The organism is Variovorax sp. 22077, assembly GCF_052044195.1.
Lineage (GTDB): Bacteria > Pseudomonadota > Gammaproteobacteria > Burkholderiales > Burkholderiaceae_C > Variovorax > Variovorax atrisoli.
Map to the genome: position 1 here is coordinate 154,772 of NZ_JBQEQC010000002.1, position 23,133 is coordinate 177,904.

General features: G+C 67.6%; 22 protein-coding genes. 9 read left to right on the top strand and 13 right to left on the bottom strand.

All coding sequences use genetic code 11. From position 1 onward, the window contains the following. Positions 1-72: 72 nt before the first annotated feature. From ACTJLF_RS03210 to ACTJLF_RS03220, 3 genes are all read right to left on the bottom strand, one after another. A complete protein-coding gene (locus ACTJLF_RS03210; RefSeq protein ID WP_019652326.1) occupies positions 73-3,261 on the bottom strand; it encodes an efflux RND transporter permease subunit in 3,189 nt (1,062 codons plus the stop codon). Further along, positions 3,258-4,457, bottom strand: coding sequence for an efflux RND transporter periplasmic adaptor subunit (locus ACTJLF_RS03215; RefSeq protein ID WP_440882471.1), 1,200 nt, complete (start codon positions 4,455-4,457; stop codon positions 3,258-3,260). Before ACTJLF_RS03215 ends, ACTJLF_RS03210 begins: the two co-directional genes overlap by 4 nt. Before the next feature lie 118 nt (positions 4,458-4,575). Next, positions 4,576-6,420, bottom strand: a complete 1,845-nt coding sequence (locus tag ACTJLF_RS03220; RefSeq protein ID WP_126182355.1) for a potassium transporter Kup — start codon at positions 6,418-6,420, stop codon at positions 4,576-4,578. A gap of 150 nt (positions 6,421-6,570) precedes the next feature. Between ACTJLF_RS03220 and hpnC the strand changes: the two genes are divergently transcribed. The 5 genes from hpnC to ACTJLF_RS03245 are packed head-to-tail and all read left to right on the top strand — an operon-like array spanning position 6,571 to position 10,714. Then, a complete protein-coding gene (hpnC, locus tag ACTJLF_RS03225) occupies positions 6,571-7,485 on the top strand; it encodes a squalene synthase HpnC (protein WP_440882472.1) in 915 nt (304 codons plus the stop codon). After that, positions 7,482-8,321: a presqualene diphosphate synthase HpnD gene (hpnD, locus tag ACTJLF_RS03230; protein WP_145758615.1), complete on the top strand. Its 840-nt coding sequence runs from the start codon at positions 7,482-7,484 to the stop codon at positions 8,319-8,321. Before hpnC ends, hpnD begins: the two co-directional genes overlap by 4 nt. Positions 8,322-8,332: 11 nt before the next feature. Next, positions 8,333-9,148 carry a hypothetical protein gene (locus ACTJLF_RS03235; protein ID WP_440882473.1) on the top strand — a complete coding sequence of 272 codons (816 nt, stop codon included), beginning with the start codon at positions 8,333-8,335 and terminating at the stop codon, positions 9,146-9,148. Further along, positions 9,145-10,401, top strand: a complete 1,257-nt coding sequence (hpnE, locus tag ACTJLF_RS03240; protein ID WP_132798069.1) for a hydroxysqualene dehydroxylase HpnE — start codon at positions 9,145-9,147, stop codon at positions 10,399-10,401. The genes ACTJLF_RS03235 and hpnE overlap by 4 nt, the downstream gene beginning before the upstream one ends. Positions 10,402-10,405: 4 nt before the next feature. After that, positions 10,406-10,714, top strand: coding sequence for a hypothetical protein (locus tag ACTJLF_RS03245; protein ID WP_184603700.1), 309 nt, complete (start codon positions 10,406-10,408; stop codon positions 10,712-10,714). A 19-nt stretch (positions 10,715-10,733) separates the two neighbouring features. Here the strand turns inward: ACTJLF_RS03245 and ACTJLF_RS03250 are convergent, their stop codons facing one another. Continuing rightward, positions 10,734-11,375, bottom strand: coding sequence for a LysE family translocator (locus ACTJLF_RS03250; RefSeq protein WP_132798071.1), 642 nt, complete (start codon positions 11,373-11,375; stop codon positions 10,734-10,736). A 139-nt stretch (positions 11,376-11,514) separates the two neighbouring features. On the opposite strand from ACTJLF_RS03250, the gene ACTJLF_RS03255 reads away from it, so the two are divergent. After that, positions 11,515-11,820, top strand: coding sequence for an NIPSNAP family protein (locus ACTJLF_RS03255; protein ID WP_354408996.1), 306 nt, complete (start codon positions 11,515-11,517; stop codon positions 11,818-11,820). A gap of 124 nt (positions 11,821-11,944) precedes the next feature. Here the strand turns inward: ACTJLF_RS03255 and ACTJLF_RS03260 are convergent, their stop codons facing one another. Next, entirely contained in the window at positions 11,945-12,691 is a 747-nt protein-coding gene (locus tag ACTJLF_RS03260) for an HAD family hydrolase (protein ID WP_132751249.1), read from the bottom strand. Between the two features lie 15 nt (positions 12,692-12,706). Here ACTJLF_RS03260 and hemH point away from each other — a divergent pair, with 15 nt between their 5' ends. The 3 genes from hemH to ACTJLF_RS03275 are packed head-to-tail and all read left to right on the top strand — an operon-like array spanning position 12,707 to position 15,704. Next, positions 12,707-13,753, top strand: a complete 1,047-nt coding sequence (gene hemH, locus ACTJLF_RS03265) for a ferrochelatase (RefSeq protein ID WP_440882474.1) — start codon at positions 12,707-12,709, stop codon at positions 13,751-13,753. Next, positions 13,750-14,598: a class I SAM-dependent methyltransferase gene (locus ACTJLF_RS03270; RefSeq protein ID WP_440882475.1), complete on the top strand. Its 849-nt coding sequence runs from the start codon at positions 13,750-13,752 to the stop codon at positions 14,596-14,598. Before hemH ends, ACTJLF_RS03270 begins: the two co-directional genes overlap by 4 nt. Further along, positions 14,595-15,704 (top strand): hypothetical protein, encoded by a 1,110-nt coding sequence (locus ACTJLF_RS03275; protein ID WP_132798077.1) that lies wholly within the window; start codon positions 14,595-14,597, stop codon positions 15,702-15,704. The genes ACTJLF_RS03270 and ACTJLF_RS03275 overlap by 4 nt, the downstream gene beginning before the upstream one ends. Positions 15,705-15,714: 10 nt before the next feature. On the opposite strand, the gene ACTJLF_RS03280 is transcribed toward ACTJLF_RS03275, so the two are convergent. The 8 genes from ACTJLF_RS03280 to ACTJLF_RS03315 form a co-directional block, all read right to left on the bottom strand. Further along, positions 15,715-16,278, bottom strand: a complete 564-nt coding sequence (locus ACTJLF_RS03280; protein WP_020722924.1) for a thioredoxin family protein — start codon at positions 16,276-16,278, stop codon at positions 15,715-15,717. Between the two features lie 133 nt (positions 16,279-16,411). Then, entirely contained in the window at positions 16,412-16,918 is a 507-nt protein-coding gene (locus tag ACTJLF_RS03285) for a DUF1993 domain-containing protein (protein WP_019652312.1), read from the bottom strand. 65 nt (positions 16,919-16,983) lie between these two features. Next, positions 16,984-17,868 carry an alpha/beta fold hydrolase gene (locus tag ACTJLF_RS03290; protein WP_440882476.1) on the bottom strand — a complete coding sequence of 295 codons (885 nt, stop codon included), beginning with the start codon at positions 17,866-17,868 and terminating at the stop codon, positions 16,984-16,986. After that, positions 17,865-18,932 carry a branched-chain amino acid ABC transporter permease gene (locus ACTJLF_RS03295; RefSeq protein WP_126182047.1) on the bottom strand — a complete coding sequence of 356 codons (1,068 nt, stop codon included), beginning with the start codon at positions 18,930-18,932 and terminating at the stop codon, positions 17,865-17,867. Before ACTJLF_RS03295 ends, ACTJLF_RS03290 begins: the two co-directional genes overlap by 4 nt. A gap of 16 nt (positions 18,933-18,948) precedes the next feature. Continuing rightward, entirely contained in the window at positions 18,949-19,932 is a 984-nt protein-coding gene (locus ACTJLF_RS03300) for a branched-chain amino acid ABC transporter permease (RefSeq protein ID WP_019652309.1), read from the bottom strand. A gap of 154 nt (positions 19,933-20,086) precedes the next feature. After that, positions 20,087-20,815: an ABC transporter ATP-binding protein gene (locus ACTJLF_RS03305; protein ID WP_440882477.1), complete on the bottom strand. Its 729-nt coding sequence runs from the start codon at positions 20,813-20,815 to the stop codon at positions 20,087-20,089. Next, positions 20,812-21,576: an ABC transporter ATP-binding protein gene (locus ACTJLF_RS03310; RefSeq protein ID WP_019652307.1), complete on the bottom strand. Its 765-nt coding sequence runs from the start codon at positions 21,574-21,576 to the stop codon at positions 20,812-20,814. Before ACTJLF_RS03310 ends, ACTJLF_RS03305 begins: the two co-directional genes overlap by 4 nt. Before the next feature lie 45 nt (positions 21,577-21,621). Beyond that, entirely contained in the window at positions 21,622-23,082 is a 1,461-nt protein-coding gene (locus ACTJLF_RS03315; RefSeq protein WP_145758622.1) for an extracellular catalytic domain type 2 short-chain-length polyhydroxyalkanoate depolymerase, read from the bottom strand. Positions 23,083-23,133: the final 51 nt, after the last annotated feature.

A 23,133-nucleotide genomic window follows, 5' to 3' on the forward strand; every position in this document is an offset into this window, starting at 1 on the left:
CGGACGGGCTTTTCGCACCACGGATTTCCGTGGGCCAAAGACCATCCGCTTGAAATCGGTCAGCCGGCGATTTTAGACGCTAATCGGCCGCGTTTCCGGCTCGCGCTTCACACGGAATGCAGCGGCGTACATCGCAGGCAGCGCGAGCAGGGTCAGCACCGTCGCCACGATCAGTCCGCCCATGATGGCGACGGCCATCGGCCCCCAGAACACGCTGCGCGACAGCGGGATCATTGCCAGCACCGCCGCGGCGGCCGTCAGCACGATGGGCCGCAGTCGGCGCACCGCGGATTCGACGATCGCATCCCACGCCGGCACGCCCGCCGCGCGGTCGAGCTCGATCTGATCGATCAGGATCACCGCGTTGCGCTGGATCATTCCCATCAGCGCGATCACGCCCAGCAGCGCGACGAAGCCGAAGGGCCGGTTCAGCACCAGCAGCGCACCTGCCACGCCGGCGATACCCATCGGACCGGTGATGAACACCAGCAGCGAGCGGCTGAAGCTGTGCAGCTGCAGCATCAGCAGCGTGAACACCAGGAACAGCATGATCGGCACGCCCGCCACGATGGAGGCGGAGCCCTTGCTGCTTTCCTCCACCGCGCCGGCCACCTCGATGCGGTAGGCGCCCTGCCCGGCCGCGACCCAGCCGGCCTCGAGCTCGCGCAGCTTCGGCAGCAGCTGCGCGGTCACGGTGGCGCCCTGCAGGCCCTCGACCACGTCGCCCTGCACGGTGATGGCGTAGTCGCGGTTCTCGCGCCACATCACGCCCGGCTCCCAGGTGAACACCGGCTTGGCGATCTGCGTGAGCGGAATCGAGCGGCCCGAGGCCGTCGGGATGTAGGCGTTGCCGATGTCGGAAATGGCCTGGCGCTCGTCGGGCGCCTGGCGCAGCACGATGTCGATCAGCAGGTCGTTCTCGCGGTACTGGCCCACCGTCGTGCCGCTGAACATGGTCTTGGAAGCCTGCGCGATGGCCTGGCTCGTCACGCCCAGGGCGCGCGCCTTGGCCTGGTCGATCTCGAGGCGGATCACCTTCACCGACTCGTTCCAGTTGTCGTTCACGCCGCGCATGTTGGCGTTGTCGCGCAGCACGGCCTTCACCTCGTCGGCATGGCCGCGCAGCAGCGCCGGGTCGGGGCCGATCACGCGGAACTGGACCGGGTAAGGCACCGGCGGGCCGTTGGGCAGCAGCTTGACGCGGCCGCGCACCTCGGGGAATTCCTGCGCCAGCAGCTGCGGCAGCCTGATGCGCAGGGTCTCGCGCACCTTCAGGTCCGTGGGCAGCACGATGAGCTGCGACACGTTGGTCTGCGGGAACACCTGGTCCAGCGGCAGGTAGAAGCGCGGCACGCCCGAGCCGATCCAGGTGCTGACGGTGCTCACGCCGGCCTCCTGCATGATGCGCTTCTCGACGCGCTTGGCCACCTCCTCGTTCGCGGCGAACGAGGTGCCTTCTGGGAACCAGATGTCGACCAGGATCTCGGGCCGGCTCGAATCCGGGAAGAACTGCTGCTGCACCTTGCCCATGCCGAAGATGCCCAGCGCGAAGATCAGCACCGTGGCGCCGATGGTCATCCAGCGGTGCTGCACGCACCAGTTCACCGTCTTGCGGAAGGCGTTGTAGAACGGCGAGTCGAAGAGCTCGTGCGGCGTCGCGTCGGGAGTGGACTGGCCAGGCGACTCCGTCGCAGCCGCGTGCGGCTTCACCTTGAGCAGCAGCGTGCCGAGGTAGGGCACGAAGTACACCGAGACGATCCACGACAGCACCAGCGCGATCACCGTCACCGCGAAGATCGCGAAGGTGTATTCGCCCGTCACCGACTTGGCGATGCCGATGGGCAGGAAGCCCGCCGCCGTGATGAGCGTGCCCGTGAGCATCGGCTTGGCCGTCACGTCGTAGGCGAAGGTGGCGGCGCGGACCTTGTCGTAGCCCTCTTCCATCTTCCGCACCATCATCTCGACCGCGATGATCGCGTCGTCCACCAGCAGGCCCAGCGCGATGATGAGCGAGCCCAGCGATATCTTGTGCAACCCGATGCCGAAGTAGTTCATGGCCAGGAAGGTCACGGCCAGCACCAGCGGAATGGTGATCGCCACCACCAGCCCCGGGCGCATGTCGATGTACCAGCCGAAGCGTCCGCCCTTGTGCAGGCCGAGCGAGACGATGCTCACGCCCAGCACGATGGCCACGGCCTCGATCAGCACGCCCACGAACTCGTTGACCGAGCTGGCCACCGCCACCGGCTGGTCCTGCACCTGCGCCAGCTTCACGCCGGCCGGCAGCCGCTGCCCGATGGTCACGGCCGTGGCCTTCAGCGCCTTGCCCAGCGCGATGATGTCGCCGCCCTTGGCCATCGACACGCCCAGGCCGATCACTTCCTTGCCCTGGTGGTGCACCTTGACCGAAGGCGGATCGATGTAGCCGCGATGGATGTCGGCGATGTCGCCGAGCTTGAGCTGGTTGCCAGAGCTGCCGCGGATGGGCATCTCGCGCAGCTGGTCGACGCTGGTGAACTGCCCCGCGACGCGCACCTGCACCACGTCCGCCGGCGACTGGATCGTGCCCGCGCTCTCCACCGCGTTCTGCGAGCCGAGCTGCGAAAGCACCGCGTTGAAGTCGAGCCCCAGCTGGGCCAGGCGCTTCTGCGAGATCTCGATGTAGATCTTCTCGTCCTGCACGCCGAACTGGTCGACCTTGGCCACGTCCTTCACGCGCAGCAGCTGCTGGCGCACGTCGTCGGCCATCGTCTTGAGCTCGGCGTAGCTGAAGCCCTCGCTCTCCAGCGCGTAGATCACGCCATAGACGTCGCCGAAGTCGTCATTGAAGAACGGCCCCTGCACGCCTGCCGGGAGCGTGGCTCGCATGTCGCCGATCTTCTTGCGCACCGTGTACCAGACGTTGGCCACCTCGGTGGATTTCGACGAATCCTTGATGTTGAAGATGATCTGCGACTCGCCGGGCTTCGAGTAGCTGCGGATCTTGTCGGCGTATGGGGCCTCCTGCAGCGTGCGTTCGAGCTTGTCGGTGACCTGCTCGGCCACCTGCTGCGCGGTGGCGCCGGGCCAGTAGGTGCGCACCACCATCGCACGGAAGGTGAAGGGAGGGTCCTCGTCCTGCCCGAGCTGGAAGTACGCGAATGCGCCCAGCACCATCAGCACCACCATCAGGTAGCGCGTGAGGGGCGCGTGGTCCAGCGCCCATTTGGAGAGATTGAAGCCGGAAGGCTTGTCGGTGGGGTTCGCTGCGCCGCCGCTCATTTGGCGGCACCCGATGCGATCTCCTTGTTCGTCGCAGCGACAGCCGTGACGGGCTGTGCCGACTCCTTCGCACCGGCATTGGCGGCGGCCGCGGCCGCCTCCCTGGACTGGTAGATGGTGACCTTCTGCCCCGGCGACAGCACGTGCACGCCGGCCGCCACGACCATCATGCCGGGCGAGATGCCGCCGGCGATCACGGCTTCGTTGCCGTCGGCGGTGGCCACCTGCACGGACTGCGAGCGCACGGTCATGGTCGACTTGTCGAGCACCCACACGGCCGTGCCCTTGCCTTCCTGGCGCAGCGCGCTCGTCGGAAGCTTCATCACGGGAGCGCTGGAGTGCGCGAGCGCCTGCGGGCGCGCATAGACCGTGGCCCCGAGCGGCGGCGCGGTGGCGGCGTCGATCGCGACCTTGACCGAGTAGGTGCGCGTGACCGCGTCGGCGCTGGCCGCTACTTCTCGCACCTGGCCCTGCAGTTCATTGCCTCCGGACCAGCCGCGCACCGTGACGGGCGAGCCGGTCTTGATCAGCGTGGCGCGGTCTTCGGGCACTGCGAACACCACGTCGCGCGCGCCGTCCTGGGCGATGCGCACCACCGGCGTACCGGCCTGCACCACCTGGCCCGGCTCGGCCTCGATGGCGGTGACGATGCCGGCCACGTCGGCCACCAGCGTCGTGTAGTTGGCCTGGTTGCCCTGCGATGCGAGCTGCGCCTGGGCCTGTTCGAGCTGGGCCTGCGCGGCCTTCCAGGTGGTTTCGCGGCGCTCCAGCTCGGCGCCGCTGATGAAGTTCTGGGCCCGCAGTTCGGTGTAGCGCTTGAGGTCGGCGGCAGCGAGGTCGCGATTGGTGAGCGCAGCGGCCTGCTGGGCGCGTGCGGCTTCGGCGGCCAGGCGATAGTCCTGCGGATCGAGCTGGGCCAGGACCTGGCCGGCCTGCACGTGCTGGCCGAGCTCGGCCTGGCGCTTCGTAATCTTGCCTCCCACGCGGAAGCCCAGGCGCGATTCGACGCGGGCTCGCACCTCGGCCGAGAACTCGGGCTGGGCATCGAATTCGCTGGTCCCCACGGTCACGAACTTGACCGCCCGGACCGGATCTTCGGCCGCGGGCTTCGGAGAGCAGCCGGCCAGAAGCACGGCGGGAAGCAGCAGCCAGGCGGCGCTGCGCACACGGAACGGGGAGACGGTGGAGGCGGTCATGAGACACCCTGGATAGGACGAACCGAGTCATTACTGACCCACTGGTTAGTAATCTAGGGTAAACGTGAACCAGTGTCAATGACCCGTTGGTCACTAGGACACCCCCCACCGAAAAAATCTAGGTGCGCTGGCCCATCTCAACGAGGCGGTTGTCAGGAAGCTCGAAGTAGTCCGATGCCCGTCCCGCATTGCGCTGCAGCCAGCCGAAGAGCGCACGCCGGACCGGGTTCATGCCGGGCAGATTCTCCTCGCCCACCGAGGCGCGCGAGACGAAGTACGAGGTCTTCATCGAATCGATCGCCAGCGTCTTCTGGTAGGCCAGGATGCGGATGAATTCCGGCACGTCGGGCCGCTCCATGAAGCCGTGGCGCGCCGTGACCATCCAGATGCCCTCCATCAGCTGCTCGGCCTCGATGCGGATGCGCGCGTCGACGCGCGGCGTATCGCAGGCCAGCACGCGCAGCACGATCACCTGCTCGTGCAGCACCTGGTTGTGCTTGAGGTTGTGCAGCAGCGCATGCGGCACCGCCGTCGCGTCGGGGTTCAGGAACACGGCCGTTCCGCTCACCCGGTGCGGCATGTGCTGCGCCAGCGACTCGACGAAGGGCCGCAGCGGCAGGCTCTCGGCGGCGGCCGCTTCCAGGCCCAGCCGGCGCCCCTTCGCCCAGGTGGTGAAGAGCACCATCACCACGGCCGCCACGGCCAGCGTGAGCCAGCCGCCCTCGGCCACCTTCAGGCTGTTGGCGATCACGAAGGTCAGGTCGACCACCGCGAAGGCCGCCACGCCGATCACCACCGCCACCTTGTTCCAGCGCCACAGCCCCCAGGCCACGATGCCGGCCAGCAGCGTGGTCGTCACCATGGTGATCGACACCGCGATACCGTAGGCCGCCGAAAGCGCCCCCGAGCTCCTGAAGCCCAGCACCAGCAGCAGCACGCCCACCATCAGCAGCCAGTTGACCGTCGGCACGTAGATCTGCCCGATGGCCGTGCCCGAGGTCTGGATCACCCGCATGCGCGGCAGGTAGCCCATGCGCATCGCATGCGCCGTGAGCGAGAACGCGCCCGAGATCACCGCCTGCGAGGCGATCACCGTCGCCATCGCGGCGAGCACCACCATCGGCAGCACGCCCCACGAGGGAAAGAGCCGGAAGAACGGGTTGTCGATGGCCGCCGGGTTCGCCAGCACCAGCGCCCCCTGCCCGAAGTAGTTGAGCACCAGGCCCGGCAGCGCGATGAAGAGCCACGCAAGGCGGATCGGGCGGGCGCCGAAGTGCCCCATGTCGGCATACAGCGCCTCGCCGCCCGTGAAGGCCAGGAACACCGCGCCCAGCACCGCCAGCGACTGCGCCCGGTGCTCGACCAGGAAGCCCAGGGCACGGCGCGGATCGAGCGCGGCGAGCACCTGCGGCTGCTGCAGCACCTGCCACGCGCCGGCCGCCGCCAGCACGATGAACCACAGCAGCATGACCGGCCCGAAGATCTTGCCCACCGTGCCGGTGCCCTTCTTCTGCACCATGAAGAGCGCGATCAGGATCGCCACCGTGATCGGCAGCACCGCACGCTGCAGCACCGGCGCCTGCACCTCCAGCCCCTCGACCGCCGACAGCACCGAGATGGCCGGCGTGATCAGGCTGTCGCCGTAGAACATGGCCGCGCCCACGAGGCCCAGCAGCCCGATGACGTTCCACACCCAGGGCTTCGTCTTAGGCCCGGACACGGCGCTTCGCGCGAGCGCCTGCAGCGCCAGGATGCCGCCCTCGCCGTCGTGGTCGGCGCGCAGCACGAACACCACGTACTTCAGCGTGACCACGAACATCAGCCCCCAGAAGATCAGCGAGAGCAGGCCCAGCACCGAATCGGGCGTGAACGGCACGCCGTGCTCGGGGTTCATCGTCTCCTTGAAGGCGTACAGCGGCGAGGTGCCGATGTCGCCGAACACGACGCCCAGCGCTGCGACCATGAGCGCCGGCCCCGCCGGGTGCGCCGCCTCGCCGTACGCTGAAACCTGTGGCCCGGAAGCCGGAGCGGATGCTTTCATGAAGCGGGAGTTCGTAGTGGCGACGCTGCGAGCATAGTGCCGGGGCATTGCATCGTGGCTGACAATCGTGGCGTGTCCGCCACTCCCCAACACGCCGCGCCGCCGGCGCACTACGAAAACTTTCCCGTAGCCTCGTGGCTATGTCCGCCGCACCTGCGCCCGCCCATCGCGGCGATCTACCACTTCGCGCGCACCGCGGACGACATCGCCGACGAAGGCAGCGCCTCGCCCGCCGAGCGCCTGGCCGACCTGCTCGCCTACCGGGAAGAACTCGCAGCCGCAGCCCGCGGCGAAGTGCTGCCCGAATCGCGCTGGCCCCACGTCTTCGGCCCGCTGGCCCACAGCATCGCCCAGCATGGCCTGCCCGAAGGCCTGCTCGCCGACCTGCTGAGCGCCTTCGTGCAGGACATCGAGAAGACCCGCGACCGCAGCACCTACGCCGACCGCGCCGATCTGCTCGACTACTGCCGCCGCTCCGCCAACCCCGTCGGGCGCCTCCTGCTGCACCTGTACGGCGTGCATGACGCACAGGCCCTGGCGCAGAGCGACGCCATCTGCAGCGCGCTGCAGCTCATCAACTTCTGGCAGGACCCGAGCGTCGATCTGCCGCGCGGCCGCTTCTACTTTCCGCTGACCGACTGCGACCGGCGCGGCCTCTCGCCCGAGAACTTCAAGGTCTTCGCGCCGCTCTCGCGCGCGGAGCCTCCGCAGGAAGCTATCAATCTCATAGCAGTGATGTGTTACTGGGCGCGCGAGCTCATGACCGAGGGCGCGCCGCTCGTGCACCGGCTGCCCGGTCGCGCCGGCTGGGAGCTGCGCCTCGTGGTGCAGGGGGGGCTGCGCATCCTCGACAAGATCCAGGAGCTGGGCTTCGACACCTTCAGCCAGCGCCCCACCATCGGCAAGCTCGACGCTCCGGTGCTGCTCTGGAAGGCCGTGCGGATGCGGAGACAATCACGCCCCATGAAAGCAGCGCCTCCCCGATGACCCCCGAGCAATACGTGCAAGACAAGGCCGCCGCCTCGGGCAGCAGTTTCTATTACGCCTTCCTGTTCCTTCCCAAGCCGCGCCGCGCCGCGATCACGGCCTTCTATGCCTTCTGCCGCGAGGTCGACGACGTGGTCGACGAGGTCAGCGACCCGGGCGTGGCCGCCACCAAGCTCGCCTGGTGGCGCACCGAGGTCTCGCAGTCCTTCGCGGGCACGCCGCGCCATCCGGTCATGCAGGCGCTGATGCCGCACGCCGCGGCCTACGGCATCGAGGCGCGCCAGCTCAACGAGGTGATCGACGGCTGCCAGATGGACCTCGATCAGACGCGCTACCTCGACTTCCAGGGCCTCGCGCGCTACTGCCACCTCGTGGCCGGCGTGGTCGGCGAGGTCGCCGCCCGCATCTTCGGCCAGACCGAAGCCCAGACCACCGCCTACGCCCACAAGCTGGGCCTGGCGCTGCAGCTCACCAACATCCTGCGCGACGTGGGCGAGGACGCCATGCGCGGTCGCATCTACCTGCCGGTCAACGAGCTGCAGAAGTTCGACGTGAAGGCGCACGAGATCCTGAACCGCGTGCACTCCGAGCGCTTCGTCGAACTCATGAAGTTCCAGGCCGCGCGCGCCCACGCCGCCTACGACGAAGCGCTCGCCCTCCTCCCGCTGGCCGACCGCCGCTCGCAGAAGCCCGGCCTGATGATGGCCAGCATCTACCGCACCCTGCTGCGCGAGATCGAACGCGACAACTTCCAGGTGCTCAACCAGCGCGTGAGTCTGACGCCGGTGCGCAAGTTCTGGCTGGCTTGGAAGGTACAGGCGTTAGGGCGTATCTAGCACCCGGCCCGATGAATGCATCCGAACTTTCGCATGTCGGCCTCTTCAGGGCGATCCTGAACTTCGACCCGAAGGCCGACCTTTTCCACGAACTGCTCTGCCCCTGGATGGAAAGCGAGCGCGGCTGGCTGACCGCGTTCGCACAGCAGACGTCGCCGGAGCCGATTGCCATCGAAGACTCCTGGCGCCTTTATGCGCTCTCGCGCATCAACCAGATCTTGCTGATGGCTTTTCAGCGGGGAATCTACGAAGGTTGGGAAGGGCCGACGCTCACCTTGCCCGAGTACCTCGCGTTCATGACCGGCCTGGGTTTTCGCGTAGTTGACGAGTCCGCCTACTCGCCCTTTTTTCACGAGATCGTCGACATCGTCGAAGCTGTTCCTCTGCGGCCTCGCAACGACTACATCGATATCGAACGGATCGATTGGCCCGCACTGGTGCTTGGCTCCATGATGTTCTCACGCGCCGGTGTCGCCGTTTCCTGTCTGGCCGGTACGCTGAATCCTGAAATCGCGACGTCATCAACGCTCTTCTGGGCGCATCGACGCAAGTTTCGCCGCTGTGAGGATCTGGCAGACGGCTGGGGCTCCAACTCGCAATGGCGAACGCAATTCAGGCGTGACTACGTCGTGGGCGACAAGCTGCTCTTCAACGCAGATGGCAAGTTCGACTTGAGCGATCGCGATTTCGCGATGCGCGAGGATGGTTTGACAAGAAGCGAGCGCATCGAGCTGTTGACGTACAGGTGCTTCGTGAGGTGTGCTAAGCCGGACGACGATCTGGACCCCTACTACGACCGCGTGCTGCTTCCGCGCGACTTTCAATGAGCACGACCGCCGTCATCGGCGCCGGCTGGGCCGGCCTCGCCTGTGCGGTGGAGGCCACGCGGCTCGGCCATGCCGTGACGCTGTTCGAGGCGGCGCACATGCCGGGCGGGCGAGCGCGGCGGGTCGACGACATGCACGGGCTGGCGCTGGACAACGGCCAGCACATCCTGATCGGCGCATACACCGCAACGCTGCAGCTGATGCGCGATGTGGGCGTCGACGTCGAAGGCGCGCTGCTGCGGCTGCCTCTTTCGCTGCGTTTCGCCGACGGCGGCGGGCTGAAGCTGCCGCGGCTGCCTGCGCCGCTCGATCTGCTGGCGGGCATTTTCACGGCGCGGGGCTGGACGTGGCGCGACAAGTCGTCGCTGCTGCGCACCGCCATCGGCTGGAGGCTCTCGGGCTTTCGCTGCGGCCGTGCCGCGACGGTTGCCGATCTTTGCGCCGGGCTCACTCCGCGCGTGATGCGGGAGCTGATCGAGCCGCTTTGCGTTTCCGCGCTCAATACGCCCGTCGCGCAGTCGAGCGGCGAGGTCTTCCTGCGTGTGCTGAACGACGCACTCTTCAGCGGAAGCGGCGGCGCCGACCTGTTGCTGCCGCGGGCGGATCTCGGAGCGCTGCTGCCCGATGCCGCGATCCGCTGGCTGACGCGGCACGGCGCCGAGGTACATATCGGCACGCGCGTGCGTGCCATCGCATCGAAGGCGGGGCAGTGGCTGCTCGATGGTGAAGCCTTCGATCGGGTCGTGCTGGCCTGCGCGCCATGGGACGCGGCGCGCCTTGTCCGCAGCTCGGGCCTGCCGGCGGACCGCTGGTGCGAGACCACGGAGGCGCTGCGCTTCGAGGCCATCGCGACAGTCTACGTGCGCGGCGCCAAGCCGCTGGCCGAGCCGATGCTCGCGCTTCGCAGCGATCCGGCCACGGCACCGGCCCAGTTCGCCTTCGACAGGAGCCAGCTCGGCGGCCTGCAGGGCGTGCTCGCGATGGTGGTGAGCGCGAACGAGGCGTCGCGCGAGGTGCTGGAAGCGCAGGTCATCGCGCAGGCCGAAGCCCAACTGGGCCAGTCGAATCTGGAGCTGGTGCAGACGGTGATCGAGAAACGCGCCACCTTCGCCTGCACGCCCGGCCTCGCGCGGCCGCCCTCGACCATCGCACCGGGCCTGCAGGCCTGCGGCGACTACGTCGAAGGCCCCTACCCCGCCACGCTCGAAGGCGCGGTGCTCAGCGGTCTCGCCGCCGCCAGATCACTGGATTGACCACATGACGACCGAACTGCGCTACCTCGATTTCGACTACAGCGAGGACACCGAGGGCCACGGCACCTTCGACGCCATGGCATCGACCTCGCCCGACAAGACACCCGAGGTGCGGGCCGAAGTCGCGCAGGTGCTCGCGTGGGCCGAGGCCGCGTTTCCCGATGCGCGCGGCGCCCTCGAAGACGGCGGCACGTGGGACTACGACCTGCAGGAATCGAGCGAGGACGATCCGCGCTACGAGACCATCACCCTCTCGATCAGCGGCACCGCCGACTTCTGCGCGGCGCTGCGCGAACGCTTCGGGATCGACTGAAGCAGAAGGAAGGCCGGGCTCAGGCTGCCTTGTTGCGCAGTCTCAGCAGGCTCAGCCCCAGCAGCACGAAGGCCGCGCCCGACACCTTGTTGAAGATGCGCGTGCGGCGCACGTCGGAAAGCTGCTTGCGCAGCAGGCGCGCCAGCAGCACGTAGAACGAATGCGCGATCACCGACGCTGCTGCGAAGGTGCCGGTCAGTACCGCGAACTGCGTGAGCATCGGCGCGTCCTGCGTGAGGAACTGCGGGAACAGCGCGGAGAAGAAAAGAATGCCCTTGGGGTTGGTCAGCGCTACCGTCATCCCGTGGCCGAAGAGGCGCCAGCTCGATCGCGGTGCCGCGCCGCCCTGGCCGCCCTGCACGTCGGCGAACACGCTGCCCTGGCTGCGCCACTGCTTGATGCCCAGGTAGATCAGGTAGGCCGCACCAGCCAGCTTCAGCACCATGAAGGCATGGGCCGAGGTGGAGAGCACCACGCCCAGCCCGGCCATGGCGGCAGCGGACACCATGAAGAGCCCCGCCGCATTGCCCAGCGAACTGATCATCGCCCGTCGCGGGCCCACGCTCATCGAGTTCGAGACCGCCAGCAGCACGGCCGGTCCGGGAGTGAACGCAACGAGCAGCGTGACACCGCAGAAGATGAGCCAGTTGGAGAGATGCACTTCGGGTTTCCTGTCCGGCGCGAGGCCGCGGAGGGTGGGACAACAGCCGGGAAACTATAGTCAGCCCCGCGCGCGGCCGCAGACGCCGCGAGCAATACCCCTCACCACTCCCCGACCTGCATCCCGAAAGACATCCCTCATGGTCACCTGCTACCTGCGCTACATCGTCGATCCCTACAAGCTGAAGGAATTCGAGCACTACGGCAGGCTCTGGATCCCGCTCGTCGAGAAGTTCGGCGGCAAGCACCACGGCTACTTCCTGCCCTCGGAAGGCGCGAACAACGTCGCGCTGGCGATGTTCAGCTTTCCGAGCCTGGCCGACTACGAAAAGTACCGCGCCGATTCGATGCAGGACGCGGAGTGCCAGGCCGCGTTCAGGTACGCGGAGGAGACGCGCTGCATCCTCAGCTACGAACGCAGCTTCTTCAGACCTGTATTCGGCTGACCCCCAAGGCTTCGCGCACTTCGTTTCGCGACGTCCCCTTTGCAGGGTGCGACACCTGCGGCCCGGCAAAGCCGGTTCCGCGAGGTTTTGAAAGACGCGCTGCTCTTGTCGGACTGGTGGCGTCTCAGCCGTCGAGCGCCATGCACAGGGCGTGCAGGTTCGGCACGATCAGCTGCGGCCGCGCGCCGTGCACCCAGGGGCGTTCGTCGCGCACCAGCCAGGCGGCCTGCATGCCGGCGTTGAGCGCGCCGACCACGTCGAGCTCCGCATCGTCGCCCACGTGCAGCACGTCCTTGGGCAGCAGGCCGACCGATGCGGCGGCGGCGCGGAAGATGGGCGCGTGCGGCTTGCCGCTGCCGAAGGCCCGCGCATTGAAGGCGGTGCGGAACCAGCGGCCGACGCCCGTCTTGTGGATGTCGGCGTTGCCGTTGGAAATGGCCACCAGCGGATAGCGTTCACTGAGCCACTTCAGCGCGGGCAGCGCGTCGTCGTACAGCGTCACGCGCTGGCGCTCGGCGAAGAAGGCATCGAAGGCCGGTTCGGCCAGCGCCGGGTCTTCCCCCGCGCGGGTGAGTGCGGTGCGGATCGACTCCCGGCGCAGCGCGCTCAGGTCGTGCGCGAGGTCGGAACGCTCCTTTGCAGTGGCTTCGCGCAGCTCGCGCAGAATGCCCGGGGTCATCAGCAGCGTGGCGGTCTTGGGCGCCTCGCGCAGCAGCCACTGGTGCAGCACGGCCTCGGCGCGTTCGATGGTGGGCCAGATCGGCCAGAGGGTGTCGTCGAGGTCCAGCGAGATCGCCGAAATGCGCTTGAGCTCGAGAGGCTTGAGATCGAGAGGCGCGGCGCCCGCTGGCACCGGGGAAGCGGAAGTCATGCCGCAGAATACCGCATGCCTTCGATCCAAGAGAACGCCACTCCGAGTACCCCCGGTTCCCTTCGCACCGCAGTGCTCTGGTGCAACCTGGGCTCTCCCGACGCCCCCACCGCCGCCGCGGTACGCCCCTACCTCGCCGACTTCCTGGGCGACCCGCGCGTGGTCGAGATCCCGAAGGCGCTGTGGGCGCTGATCCTGCACGGCATCATTCTTCGCACGCGCCCGGCCAAGTCGGCCGCCAAGTACGCGAGCATCTGGATGCGCGAAGGCTCGCCGCTGAAGGTGTGGACGCAGAAGCAGGCCACCCTGCTTGCCGGCTGGCTCGGGGAGCGCGGCCATCGCGCGACCGTGCGCGACGCGATGCGCTACGGCAGCCCTTCCATTGCCTCGCGGCTCGACGCGCTGCAGGCCGAAGGCGTCGGCCGCGTGCTGGTGCTGCAGGCCTATCCGCAGTACTCGGGCACCACCACCGCGAGCGTGATCGACGCGGTGAACGCCTGGAGCAGCAGGCAGCGCCGCGTGCCCGAATTCCGCTTCGTCAACGACTACCACGACGACCCAGCCTACATCGAGGCGCTCGCGCAGAGTATCGAGAAGCACTGGAAGACCGAAGGCCGCGGCCAGGTGCTCCTCATGAGCTTCCACGGCATTCCCGCACGCAACATCGCGCTGGGCGATCCGTACCAGGCGCAGTGCCTCGAAACGGCCCGCCTCCTAGCCGCGCGCCTGGGCCTGTCGGACGCGCAGCACCGTGTGACCTTCCAGTCGCGATTCGGCCGCGCCAAGTGGCTGGAGCCCTACACCGAGCCCACGCTGCGCGAGCTCGGTGCGTCCGGCGTGAAGCGCGTGGACGTGGTGTGCCCTGGCTTTCCGGCCGACTGCCTCGAGACCCTGGAAGAAATCGCCATGGAAGGCCGCGAAGCCTTCCTGCACTCGGGAGGCGAAGCCTTCAGCTACATCCCCTGCCTGAACGACAGCCCCGCATGGATCACCGCGCTCGCGGGCATCGCCGAACGCAACCTCGCCGGCTGGCCCACGCAAACGGTGCCCGCAGCCCGATGAAGAAGGACCTGCACGAAGCCAACCGGCTCTCATGGAACGCGGCCACCGTCGCGCACAACAGCCACAAGGGCGACCAGGCCACCTTCTTCCGCCAAGGCGGCTCCACGCTCTTTCCCGAAGAAGCCGGCCTGCTCGGCGACGTGAAGGGCCTGTCGGTGCTGCACCTTCAGTGCAACGCGGGTCAGGACAGCCTGAGCATCGCGCGTCTGGGCGCCGACGTGACGGGCGTGGACATCTCCGACGAAGCCGTCGACTTCGCAGCGCGGCTATCGCTGCAGTCGGGCATTGCCGCGCGCTTCGTGCGCTCGGACGTCTACGACTACTTCCGTGACGCACAGGTGCGCGGCGAGCGCTTCGACATCGTGTTCTGTTCGTACGGCACGCTTTGCTGGCTTTCCGACATCGCTGCATGGGCACGCGGCGTGGCGCAGATGCTCAAGCCCGGCGGGCGCTTCGTCATCGTCGAATTCCACCCCTTCGCGCTGGTGTTCGATCCGGCCTGGAAGTTCCACTACGACTATTTCAACGACGCCGCCGTGCCCGAAGAGGGCGTGGGCGACTACGTGGCGGAGTCCGGCGACGGCCTGGTGCGCGAAGGTTACGAGCGCGGCGTGGAGAACTTCAGCAACCCGTACCCGAGCTTCGAGTTCACCTGGGGTGTGGGCCAGGTGACGACCGCGCTGTCGCAGGCCGGCCTCGTCATCGAGCTGCTCGACGAGTATCCGTACGCCAACGGCTGGAAGCCCTTCGAGGGCATGCGCGACATCGGCGGGCGCCGCATGGCACCGCCCGAGGGCATGCCGCGCATTCCGCTCATGTATTCGATCTCCGCCCGCAAGCCATGAAACATCTCCGCGCCCGGTGCCTCGCCGGCCTGATCCCGCTGCTGCACCTGCTGCCCTGCCCGGCCGCAACCGCGGACGTACCCAAGGGCGTATGGGAAGGCACGCTCGGGACCAAGGCCATCGTGGCCTGCTTCAACGCGGAGTTTCCGAGCGGGAGCTACTTCTACAGGCAGTACAAGAAGCCGATCCCGCTGAGCCGCATCGAGAAGGACAGCTTCTGGCACGAAGCTGGCGACACCGGCCTCTGGTCGCTCGAGCCTGCCAGGGGCAACACGCTCACCGGCACCTGGAAGAGCGTGAAAGGAACACCCGTCACGCTGCCGATCAAGCTCGACCTTGCCGACGCCACGGGCGGCGACAGGGCCTGCGGAAGCGAAGGCTATGCAGGCCAGCTCGAGACGCCGCCGAAGATCGAGATCGGAAAGAAGGAGGAGTTCGCAGCCGGCCGCAGCTTCCGCCGGCTGCGCTTCGCCGGGCAGGAAACCATCGAGCTCTCCGGCCCCGAGCCCACGCTGGCGGCCATCAACCGCGAACTGCGGCGCGACTTCGACACCAGCAAGGACGCGGTCACGGAATACTTCGACAAGCGCCGCGAGTTCCTCGGCCGCGTCGGCGTGCCGGCGGAGGACGAGAACACCGCCGACCCCGAGTACTGGACCTCGCAGTGGCTCAGCATCCGCAACTACACCTGGGCGGCCGGCATGGGCCGCTCGGGCATCTCATGGTTCTACCGCACATGGGACCTGCAGACCGGCAGGCAGATCGACCCGTGGTCCTGGTTCGGACTGCGCTCGCTGTCGAAGGCCCGCCCGGCCGAAGGCCGGATATCCGGCACCGGAGGCGCCTCTATGACACCGAAGCTGCGCCGCTTCCTGTTCCGCCATGCGGGCATCGATCCCTCGAAGGCCGAGGACAACTGCCGGTCGAACTACGAAGAAGGCGCCTACTACGACCTCACGCTGGAAGCCAAGGGCATGCGCTTCGCCCAGCCCGCCTACGGCAACGGTTGCGAGATCGAGATCGAAGTGCCCTACACCGAGCTCGACCCCGTGCTCACGCCAGTGGGCAAGGCGGCGGTGCGGCGCATCATCGAATCGGCGAAGTAGCGCCGCTGATTCAGGCCGGCGGCCTGCGCGCCAGCAGCGCCTCGATCGCGGCCTCCATCTCGGCGTACTCCCCTTCGCCGAAGTGCTGCCGCATCACCTGCCCGTTGCTGTCGGCCAGGTAGAAGGCCGGCCAATACTGGTTGTTGTAGGCCTTCCAGGTGGCAAAGCCGTTGTCCTGCGCCACCGGGTAGCGGATGCCGAAGCGCTGGATCGCGTCCTGCACGTTGCGCGTCGACTTCTCGTAGGCGAACTCGGGCGAATGCACGCCCACCACCACGAAGCCCCGCTCCTTGTATTTCTCGTACCAGCTCACGACGTAGGGCAGCGTGCGGATGCAGTTGATGCAGGAGTAGGTCCAGAAATCGACCAGCACCACCTTGCCCGCCAGGCCCTGCATGGTGAGCGGCTCCGAGTTGAGCCATTTGTCGATGCCCGTGAATTCGGGCGCCTTGCCGTAGTCCCGCAGGCCCGGCGACGCAGCCAGCGCGCTACGCACCGGCCATGCGCCGCCCGCAGCGGCCGCGAGCGCCGAGGAGCCGATGGCGAGCCCCGAGAACGCCCTTCTGGACAACATCTTCATGATCGCGAACCTCGCTCGAGTGTCAGACCGAAAGCGGTCAGGCGCGATTGTTCGCGGCGCACGCCCCGCGTGCGCATGTGTCACGGCAATTTGAAGTTTGTCCCGGCGGCGTGACGGCCTGCCCGGATCAGAACTTGCCCAGGTAATCCAGCTTGCCGATGGGCATGCCCTTGTGGCGCAGCACGTCGTAGGCGGTGGTCACGTGGAAGAAGAAGTTCGGCAGCGCGAACTGCAGCAGGTAGCGCTGCGCCGTGAAGGTCGCCTCGCCTTCGCGGGTCTTGATGGTCACGGCGCGATCCTCGTGGCCGTCGATCAGGGCGCGATCGACGCCGGCCAGGAAGTCGTGTGTCTTCGCGATGCGCGCGACCAGGTCGTCCCAGGTCTTTTCCTCGTCGGGAAAGCTCGGCGCCGCGATGCCGGCGATGCGGGCCGTGCCGAGCTTGGAGGCATCGCTCGCACGCTGGATCTGGCCGACCAGCGTGAGCATGTCGGGCGCCAGCCGCGCATCGACCAGCGAGGCCGGGTCGATACCGTTGGCCTTCGCATGCGCGAGGCTCTTGTCGAGGATATGGGTGAGCTGGCCGAGTCCGCGCGTGAAGACAGGCACGGACAGGTCGTACATCGAGAGCGCCATGGTGTTCGAGGCCTTGTCTCGGCCTTGTGGTTGAGGTGGGCGGCGATTGTCACGCCGCCGCAGCCTCAGCGGCCGGCCGCCCGGATAAACCCCTCGACGGGATCAAGTTGTTCGGGCACGTTGAGCGCGGGCGCGTGACCGCAGGCAGGAACTTCGATCACCTGCAGCCTGCCGGCCGCGCCGGGGCCGCGCCGCTTCATTTCCTCGACCACGCCGGGCAGCACCAGGTCGGACTCGGCTCCGCGCAGGCACAGCACGGGCACCTCGATGGCGTCGTAGTGCGGCCAGATCAGGTAGTCGTTGTCGTGTGCGCTGAACTGCCGGACCATGGCCGGGTCGTAGTGCGGCGTCACGCGGCCGTCGGGCAGGCGGCGCGTGGAGGTCTCGGTCAGGCGGCGCCACTGCGCGTCGCTGAGCCAGCCGTAGGGCTTGTAGACCGTACGGAAGAAGGCCTCCAGCTCGGCCACCGTGTCGAAGGCCGGCGGATTGCCCGCGTAGGCGCGGATGCGCTCGATGGCGGGCTGCGCCAGCTCCGGTGCGTTGTCGTTGAGCACCAGGCTCGCGATGCGCGCCTTCATGCGCGGCTCGAAGAGGCCCGAGGCGCATACGGTGCCGATGGCGCCGCCCATCGAGGTGCCGACCCAATGCACGCGCCCCAGCCGCAGCTCGTCGCACAGCGCGTTGGCGATGCGCGCATAGAACGCGAGCGTGTATTCCTCGTCGGGCAGCGGGCTCCACTGGCTCAGGCCGCGGCCGATGGTGTCGGGGCAGATCACGCGGAAACCGCGCGAGGCGAAGTGCTGGGCCAGTTCGTCCATGTCGCGGCCTGTGCGTGCAAGGCCGTGCCAGGCGATGACCACGGGCTCCTCGGGCGTACCCCATTCGAGCCAGTGGATCTCGCGGCCCTCGAGCCGGGCGTAGCGGGAGAGTGGAATCTGGTTGTCGCTCATCGCGCTGCCCTTGCTCGCAGTTTTCCGACGATGCCGGTGGGAAAGTAATAGACGGAGAGCACGAACAGCAGGCCCAGCCACAGCAGCCAGCGGTCGGGCGACAGCAGCGCGGCCAGCCATGGCAGGCCGCTTGCGGCCTCGTTGCCGATGCGAAGCAGGTCCTGCAGGTAGCTCTGCGCCACCACGAAGAGCACCGCGCCGATGGCCGCGCCGTAGATGGTGCCCATGCCGCCGATCACCACGATCAGCAGCACGTCGATCATGATCTCGAAGCTCAGCGAGGTGTCGGGCCCGTTGTAGCGCAGCCAGATCGCGAGCATCGCGCCGGCCAGCGTGGCGAATAGCGCCGACAGCACCGCGGCCGTGGTGCGGTAGACCACCACGCGGTAGCCGATGGCCTCGGCGCGGAACTCGTTCTCGCGGATCGCCTGCAGCACACGGCCGAAGGGCGAGTTCACGATGCGCAGCAGCGCCAGCACCAGCACCACCGCCGCCACGAACAGCAGGTAGTAGCAAAGCAGCCGGCCGTCGAGCGAGACGCCGAGGAAAGGCTCTTCGGCGAACTCGAAGCTCGGCGAGATCAGCTCGGGCAGCTTGAAGGTCAGGCCGTCCTCGCCGCCGGTGAAGTCCGACATCTGCGAGGCCAGCGTCTGGAAGGCCGAAGCCACGGCCAGCGTGATCATCGCGAAGAAGATCGCGCGCACCCGCAGCGAGAACAGGCCGATGGCGAACGAAAGCACCAGCGAGATCGCCAGCGAAGCGCCCAGCCCCACGAGCACCGCGCCCCAGTTGGGCCCGAGCCGCGAGGCAGAGATGGCGATGCCGTAGGCACCGATGCCGAAGAACATGGTGTGCGCGAAGCTCACGATGCCCGTGTAGCCCAGCAGCAGGTCGAAGCTGGCCACCAGCACCACGAACACCAGAATCTTGGCCGCCACGCTCAGCGCCTTCACGCCCGGGAAGATGAACGGCGCGAAGGCCAGCGCGACGAACACCGCGATCAGCAGCACCGCCAGCAGGCGGCTGCGGGGCATGTCGTTGGAGAGAAGTCGTTTCAGGAACATGTGGTCTTCTCCCCCTTCAGCGGTTGGCCACCGGGTACACGCCCTGCGGGCGCCACAGCAGCACGGCCACCATCAGGAAGATGCTCGCGAACTGTGTGAGCGTGGGCAGCAGGAAGCCCACGTAGTTGGTCATCAGCCCCACCAGCAGCGCGCCGATGAGTGCCCCACCCGTCGAGCCCAGCCCGCCGATGATGATCACGATGAAGATCAGCACGTTGACCTGCGCGCCCATCTGCGGCACCAGGTTCTGCTGGAAGAGGCCCCACATCACGCCGCCCAGCCCGGCAAGCGCGCTGCCGACCACGAACACGCCGACGAAGAGCCGCCCGATGCGGTAGCCCAGCGACTCGACCATCTCGCGGTCCTGCACGCCGGCGCGGATCAGCAGGCCGATCTTTGTTCGGCCCAGCGTCCATGCGAGCACGCCGAACACCACCACGCCCACGGCCACCGCGAGCAGGCGGTACTTGCTGATGGCCGCATCGCCCACCAGCAGCGAGCCGCGCAGTGCCTCGGGCAGCGGCAGCGGAACCTGCGCCGGGCCCCAGATCACCTTGATGAGCTCCTCGCCGATGATCATGCCGCCCATGGTGATGAGGATCTGCTTCAGGTGCTGGCCGTACACCGGCCGCACGATGAAGCGCTCAAAGGCGAAACCGATCGCGCCCGCCACCGCCATCGCGGCCAGCATTGCCGGGAACACCGCCACGAGGTTTCGCCACAGCTCGCCCGAACCGGTCCAGTCGCCCATGAGGCCGAGCACGCTGCTGGCTACGAAGGCGCCCAGCGCGATGAACACGCCGTGGCCGAAGTTCAGCACGTCCATGAGGCCGAACACCAGCGTGAGGCCCGAGGCGATGATGAAGATGATCATGCCCATGGCCAGCCCCGCCACCGTGAGCGTGAGCCAGGTGGAGAAGGAGCCGGTGAGCGGCAGCGCGACGAGCGCGAGCACCGGCGCGAGCAGCAGGGGCCGCCAATCGAAGTCGAGCGTCTTCATTGCTGCACTCCCTCTTGCCCCCTCTCCCGCTTGCGGGAGAGGGTTGGGGTGAGGGCCGGCGGCACCGATGCGAGGACATGGCCGTTGCACAGGCCGCCTGCCCTCACCCTAGCCCTCTCCCGCAAGCGGGAGAGGGAACAAGACACGGAATACGTCATAGCGCGAGACCCAAGAGAGATTGCTGCAATTGCGCGTCCGCAGAAAACTCCGCCATGGAGCCCGCATGCACCACGCTTCCGTTGTCCATCACCGCGACGGTGTCGCCCAGCCGCTGGGCGAAGTTGATGTTCTGCTCCACCAGCAGGATGGTCACGCCGCTGCGCTTGAGCTCTGCGAAGGCGTCGATCATGTTGTTGATCATCACGGGCGCCAGGCCCTTGCTGGGCTCGTCGATGATGAGCAGCTCGCGCGGCTCCACGATGGCACGCGAGACGGCCAGCATCTGCTTCTGCCCGCCCGAGAGCTTGCCCGCCGGGTGGTTCCAGAACTTCTCGACCGCGGGGAAGAGCTTGAAGATCCACTTCAGCCGCGTGTCGTCGATCTGCGCCGCGTTCTTCGCGCCGCGCGCGGCCAGCAGCATGTTCTCCTTCACCGTGAGGTCGGAGAAGATGCCCATGTTCTCGGGCACGTAGGCAATGCCCAGCCCGGCGATCTGCGGCGTGTGCTGGGCGGTGATTTCTTTCTCGCCGAAGCGCACCCTGCCCTGCGACGCATGCCACAGGCCCATGATGGTCCGCAGCGTGGTCGTCTTGCCCGCGCCATTGCGGCCGAGCAGCATGGTGAGCTGCCCGCGCGGCACGGCGAGGTCGACGCCGTGCAGGATGTGATACGCCCCGATGTGCGTGTGCACGCCCTCGAGGGTCAGCAGATTGTTCGCGCTCATGCGGCCTCCTTCGAAACGCCCAGGTAGGCCTCCTGCACCACCGGCGAGGCGATCACCTCGGCCGGCTCTCCGTCGGCCACCAGCGTGCCGTTGTGCAGCACGATGATGCGGTCGGCGAGTTCGCGCACCACGTCCATCTTGTGCTCGACAAGCAGAATGGTCTTGGTCTTGTCCTTCTTGAGCTTGCGGATCAGGTCGAGGATGACGGGCGCCTCGGCCGCGTTCATGCCGGCCGTGGGCTCGTCGAACATGAAGACCTTGGGCTCCAGCGCCATCAGGAGCGCCACTTCCAGCTTGCGCTGATCGCCGTGCGGCAGGCTCGCCACCGTGGCGTGCTCGCGCGACTTCAGCGCCACGTCGGCCAGGATCTGGTCGGCGCGCTCGGTCAGCGCCCTGTGGTCGCTCCAGATGCTCCACAGGTTGAGCCCGCGCCGGTGCGCGCCTTCGCGCGTGGCCTGCACCGCGAGGCGCACGTTCTCCAGCACCGTGAGGTTGGGGAACAGGTTGGTCAGCTGGAACGCCCGCCCCAGCCCCGCGTGCGTGCGCGCGGAGGGGGACAGGCCCGACAACGACTGCCCGTCGAGCGACACGGTGCCCGCACTCGCCTTGAGCTGGCCCGAGATCAGGTTGAAGTAGGTGGTCTTGCCCGCGCCGTTGGGGCCCACGATGGCCGTCAGCGTGCCGGGCGCGAAGGCGCAGCTCACGCTGTTGACGGCCACGTGCCCACCGAAGCGGATGGTCAGATCTCGGGTCTCAAGCATCGTCGTTGGTCATTGCGAATCGGAAAACAGGAAAGAAGACCGGCCTCAACAGGTGCCGATCACGTAGTAGTTGGGCCCCGTCTGCTTCAGCGTGGTCGTCACGTAGATGTTCCACAGCCCCATCGACTGGTTCGAGCCGTACGCATAGGTCAGGCCGTACAAGGCATAGGCGCGCCCGGCGATGGTGTGCGTGTAGTTGCTCGCGGTGTAGCAGGTGCCGCCGCTGCCGCCTCCGGTGGTGGTGCCGGTGGCGGCCGACGACATCGCGCCCTCGACGTTGCTCGCGTTCAGCGCGGCCACGGTCCAGCTGTAGGTGGTCGAGGCGGCCAGGCCGGTGTCGGTGTAGCTGGTGGCAGTCACCGGCGAGGCGTTGACCTTGCTGCCGCCGCGGTACACGTTGTAGCCGCTGGCGCCGCTCACTGCGTTCCAGGCGATCACCATGCTGCTGGCGGTGGCGCCCGACGTGCCCACGCCGGTCGGCGCCGGCAGGCCGCTGCCGCCCGAGGAGCCGGTGACGCGGTCGATCATCGCCTTCATGGCAGCCATCTGCGGGCCCGACTTCTTCGCATAGTTGGCGTTGTCGTAGCCCCACCAGTCCCAGCAGCTGTTGGTGGCGGCCGTGCTGGTCTGCGGATAGATCAGCACGATGTTGTTGGTGTCGGCCCAGCGGTTGTAGCCGGTCTTGCGAACGTACTGGTCGCCCACGTCGGTGTAGTTCTGCTTGCAGCCGTGCAGCACCAGGTGCACGCGGCACGAGGTGGTGGTGCAGGCCTGCGGCACGTAGATCCAGCCGGTCGCGGCCATGCCGTGGCCGCTGACGAACTCCGACTGGTTGAACTCGGTGAAGGTGCCGCCGAGCGTGCCGTTGTTGCGCGGGTTCAGCGGGCCGTACAGCTGCGTGAGGATCTCTCCCGCGAGGTCGAAGCCGCAGTTGTTGATGTAGGGGGCTGCAGTGGTGCTGCAGGCGCTGCCGTAGTCGTCGGTGACCATCGCGTGGCCCGCGCCGATGTTGTTCTTGTAGACGACGTTGGCCGCGGGCACGAAGCTCTGGTAGTAGGTCTTGAGGTCGTCCATCACCGCCTGCTTGACGGTGTTGTCCGAGGTGCCCGAGAACATGTAGACCTTGGAGCCGCTCATGTTCGACACCGGGTCGATCGCACCGCTGGCAGCCCAGCTGTTGGTGGTGCTCACGAGCGAGGACACCGGGATGCTGGTGCTGTGCGTCATGCAACGCCCCGTGGCGTTGAGCACCGAACCTTCGGCGCAGTAGTACGGGCCGCCCGCCACCACGCCCGCGCCGCGCTTGAACGTGGCGGAGTACGCCACGTGCAGCTGCACGGCCATGAAGCCGCCGGCCGACAGTCCCGACACGCTCACCTCCGCCGGATTGGCACCGAGCGCGGGCAGCGGCACGGCCGCCTGCGCGGCGTGCGCAGCCGCCGTCATCGCCGCGGCTGCGGCGAGCGCCTTCCAGTTCTTCCACTTGTTCCATTTCATCGCTGGCATCGCTGTCTCCTTGTGTTGTGGGTATCGAACGCTTGCTTTGCTGACTGACGA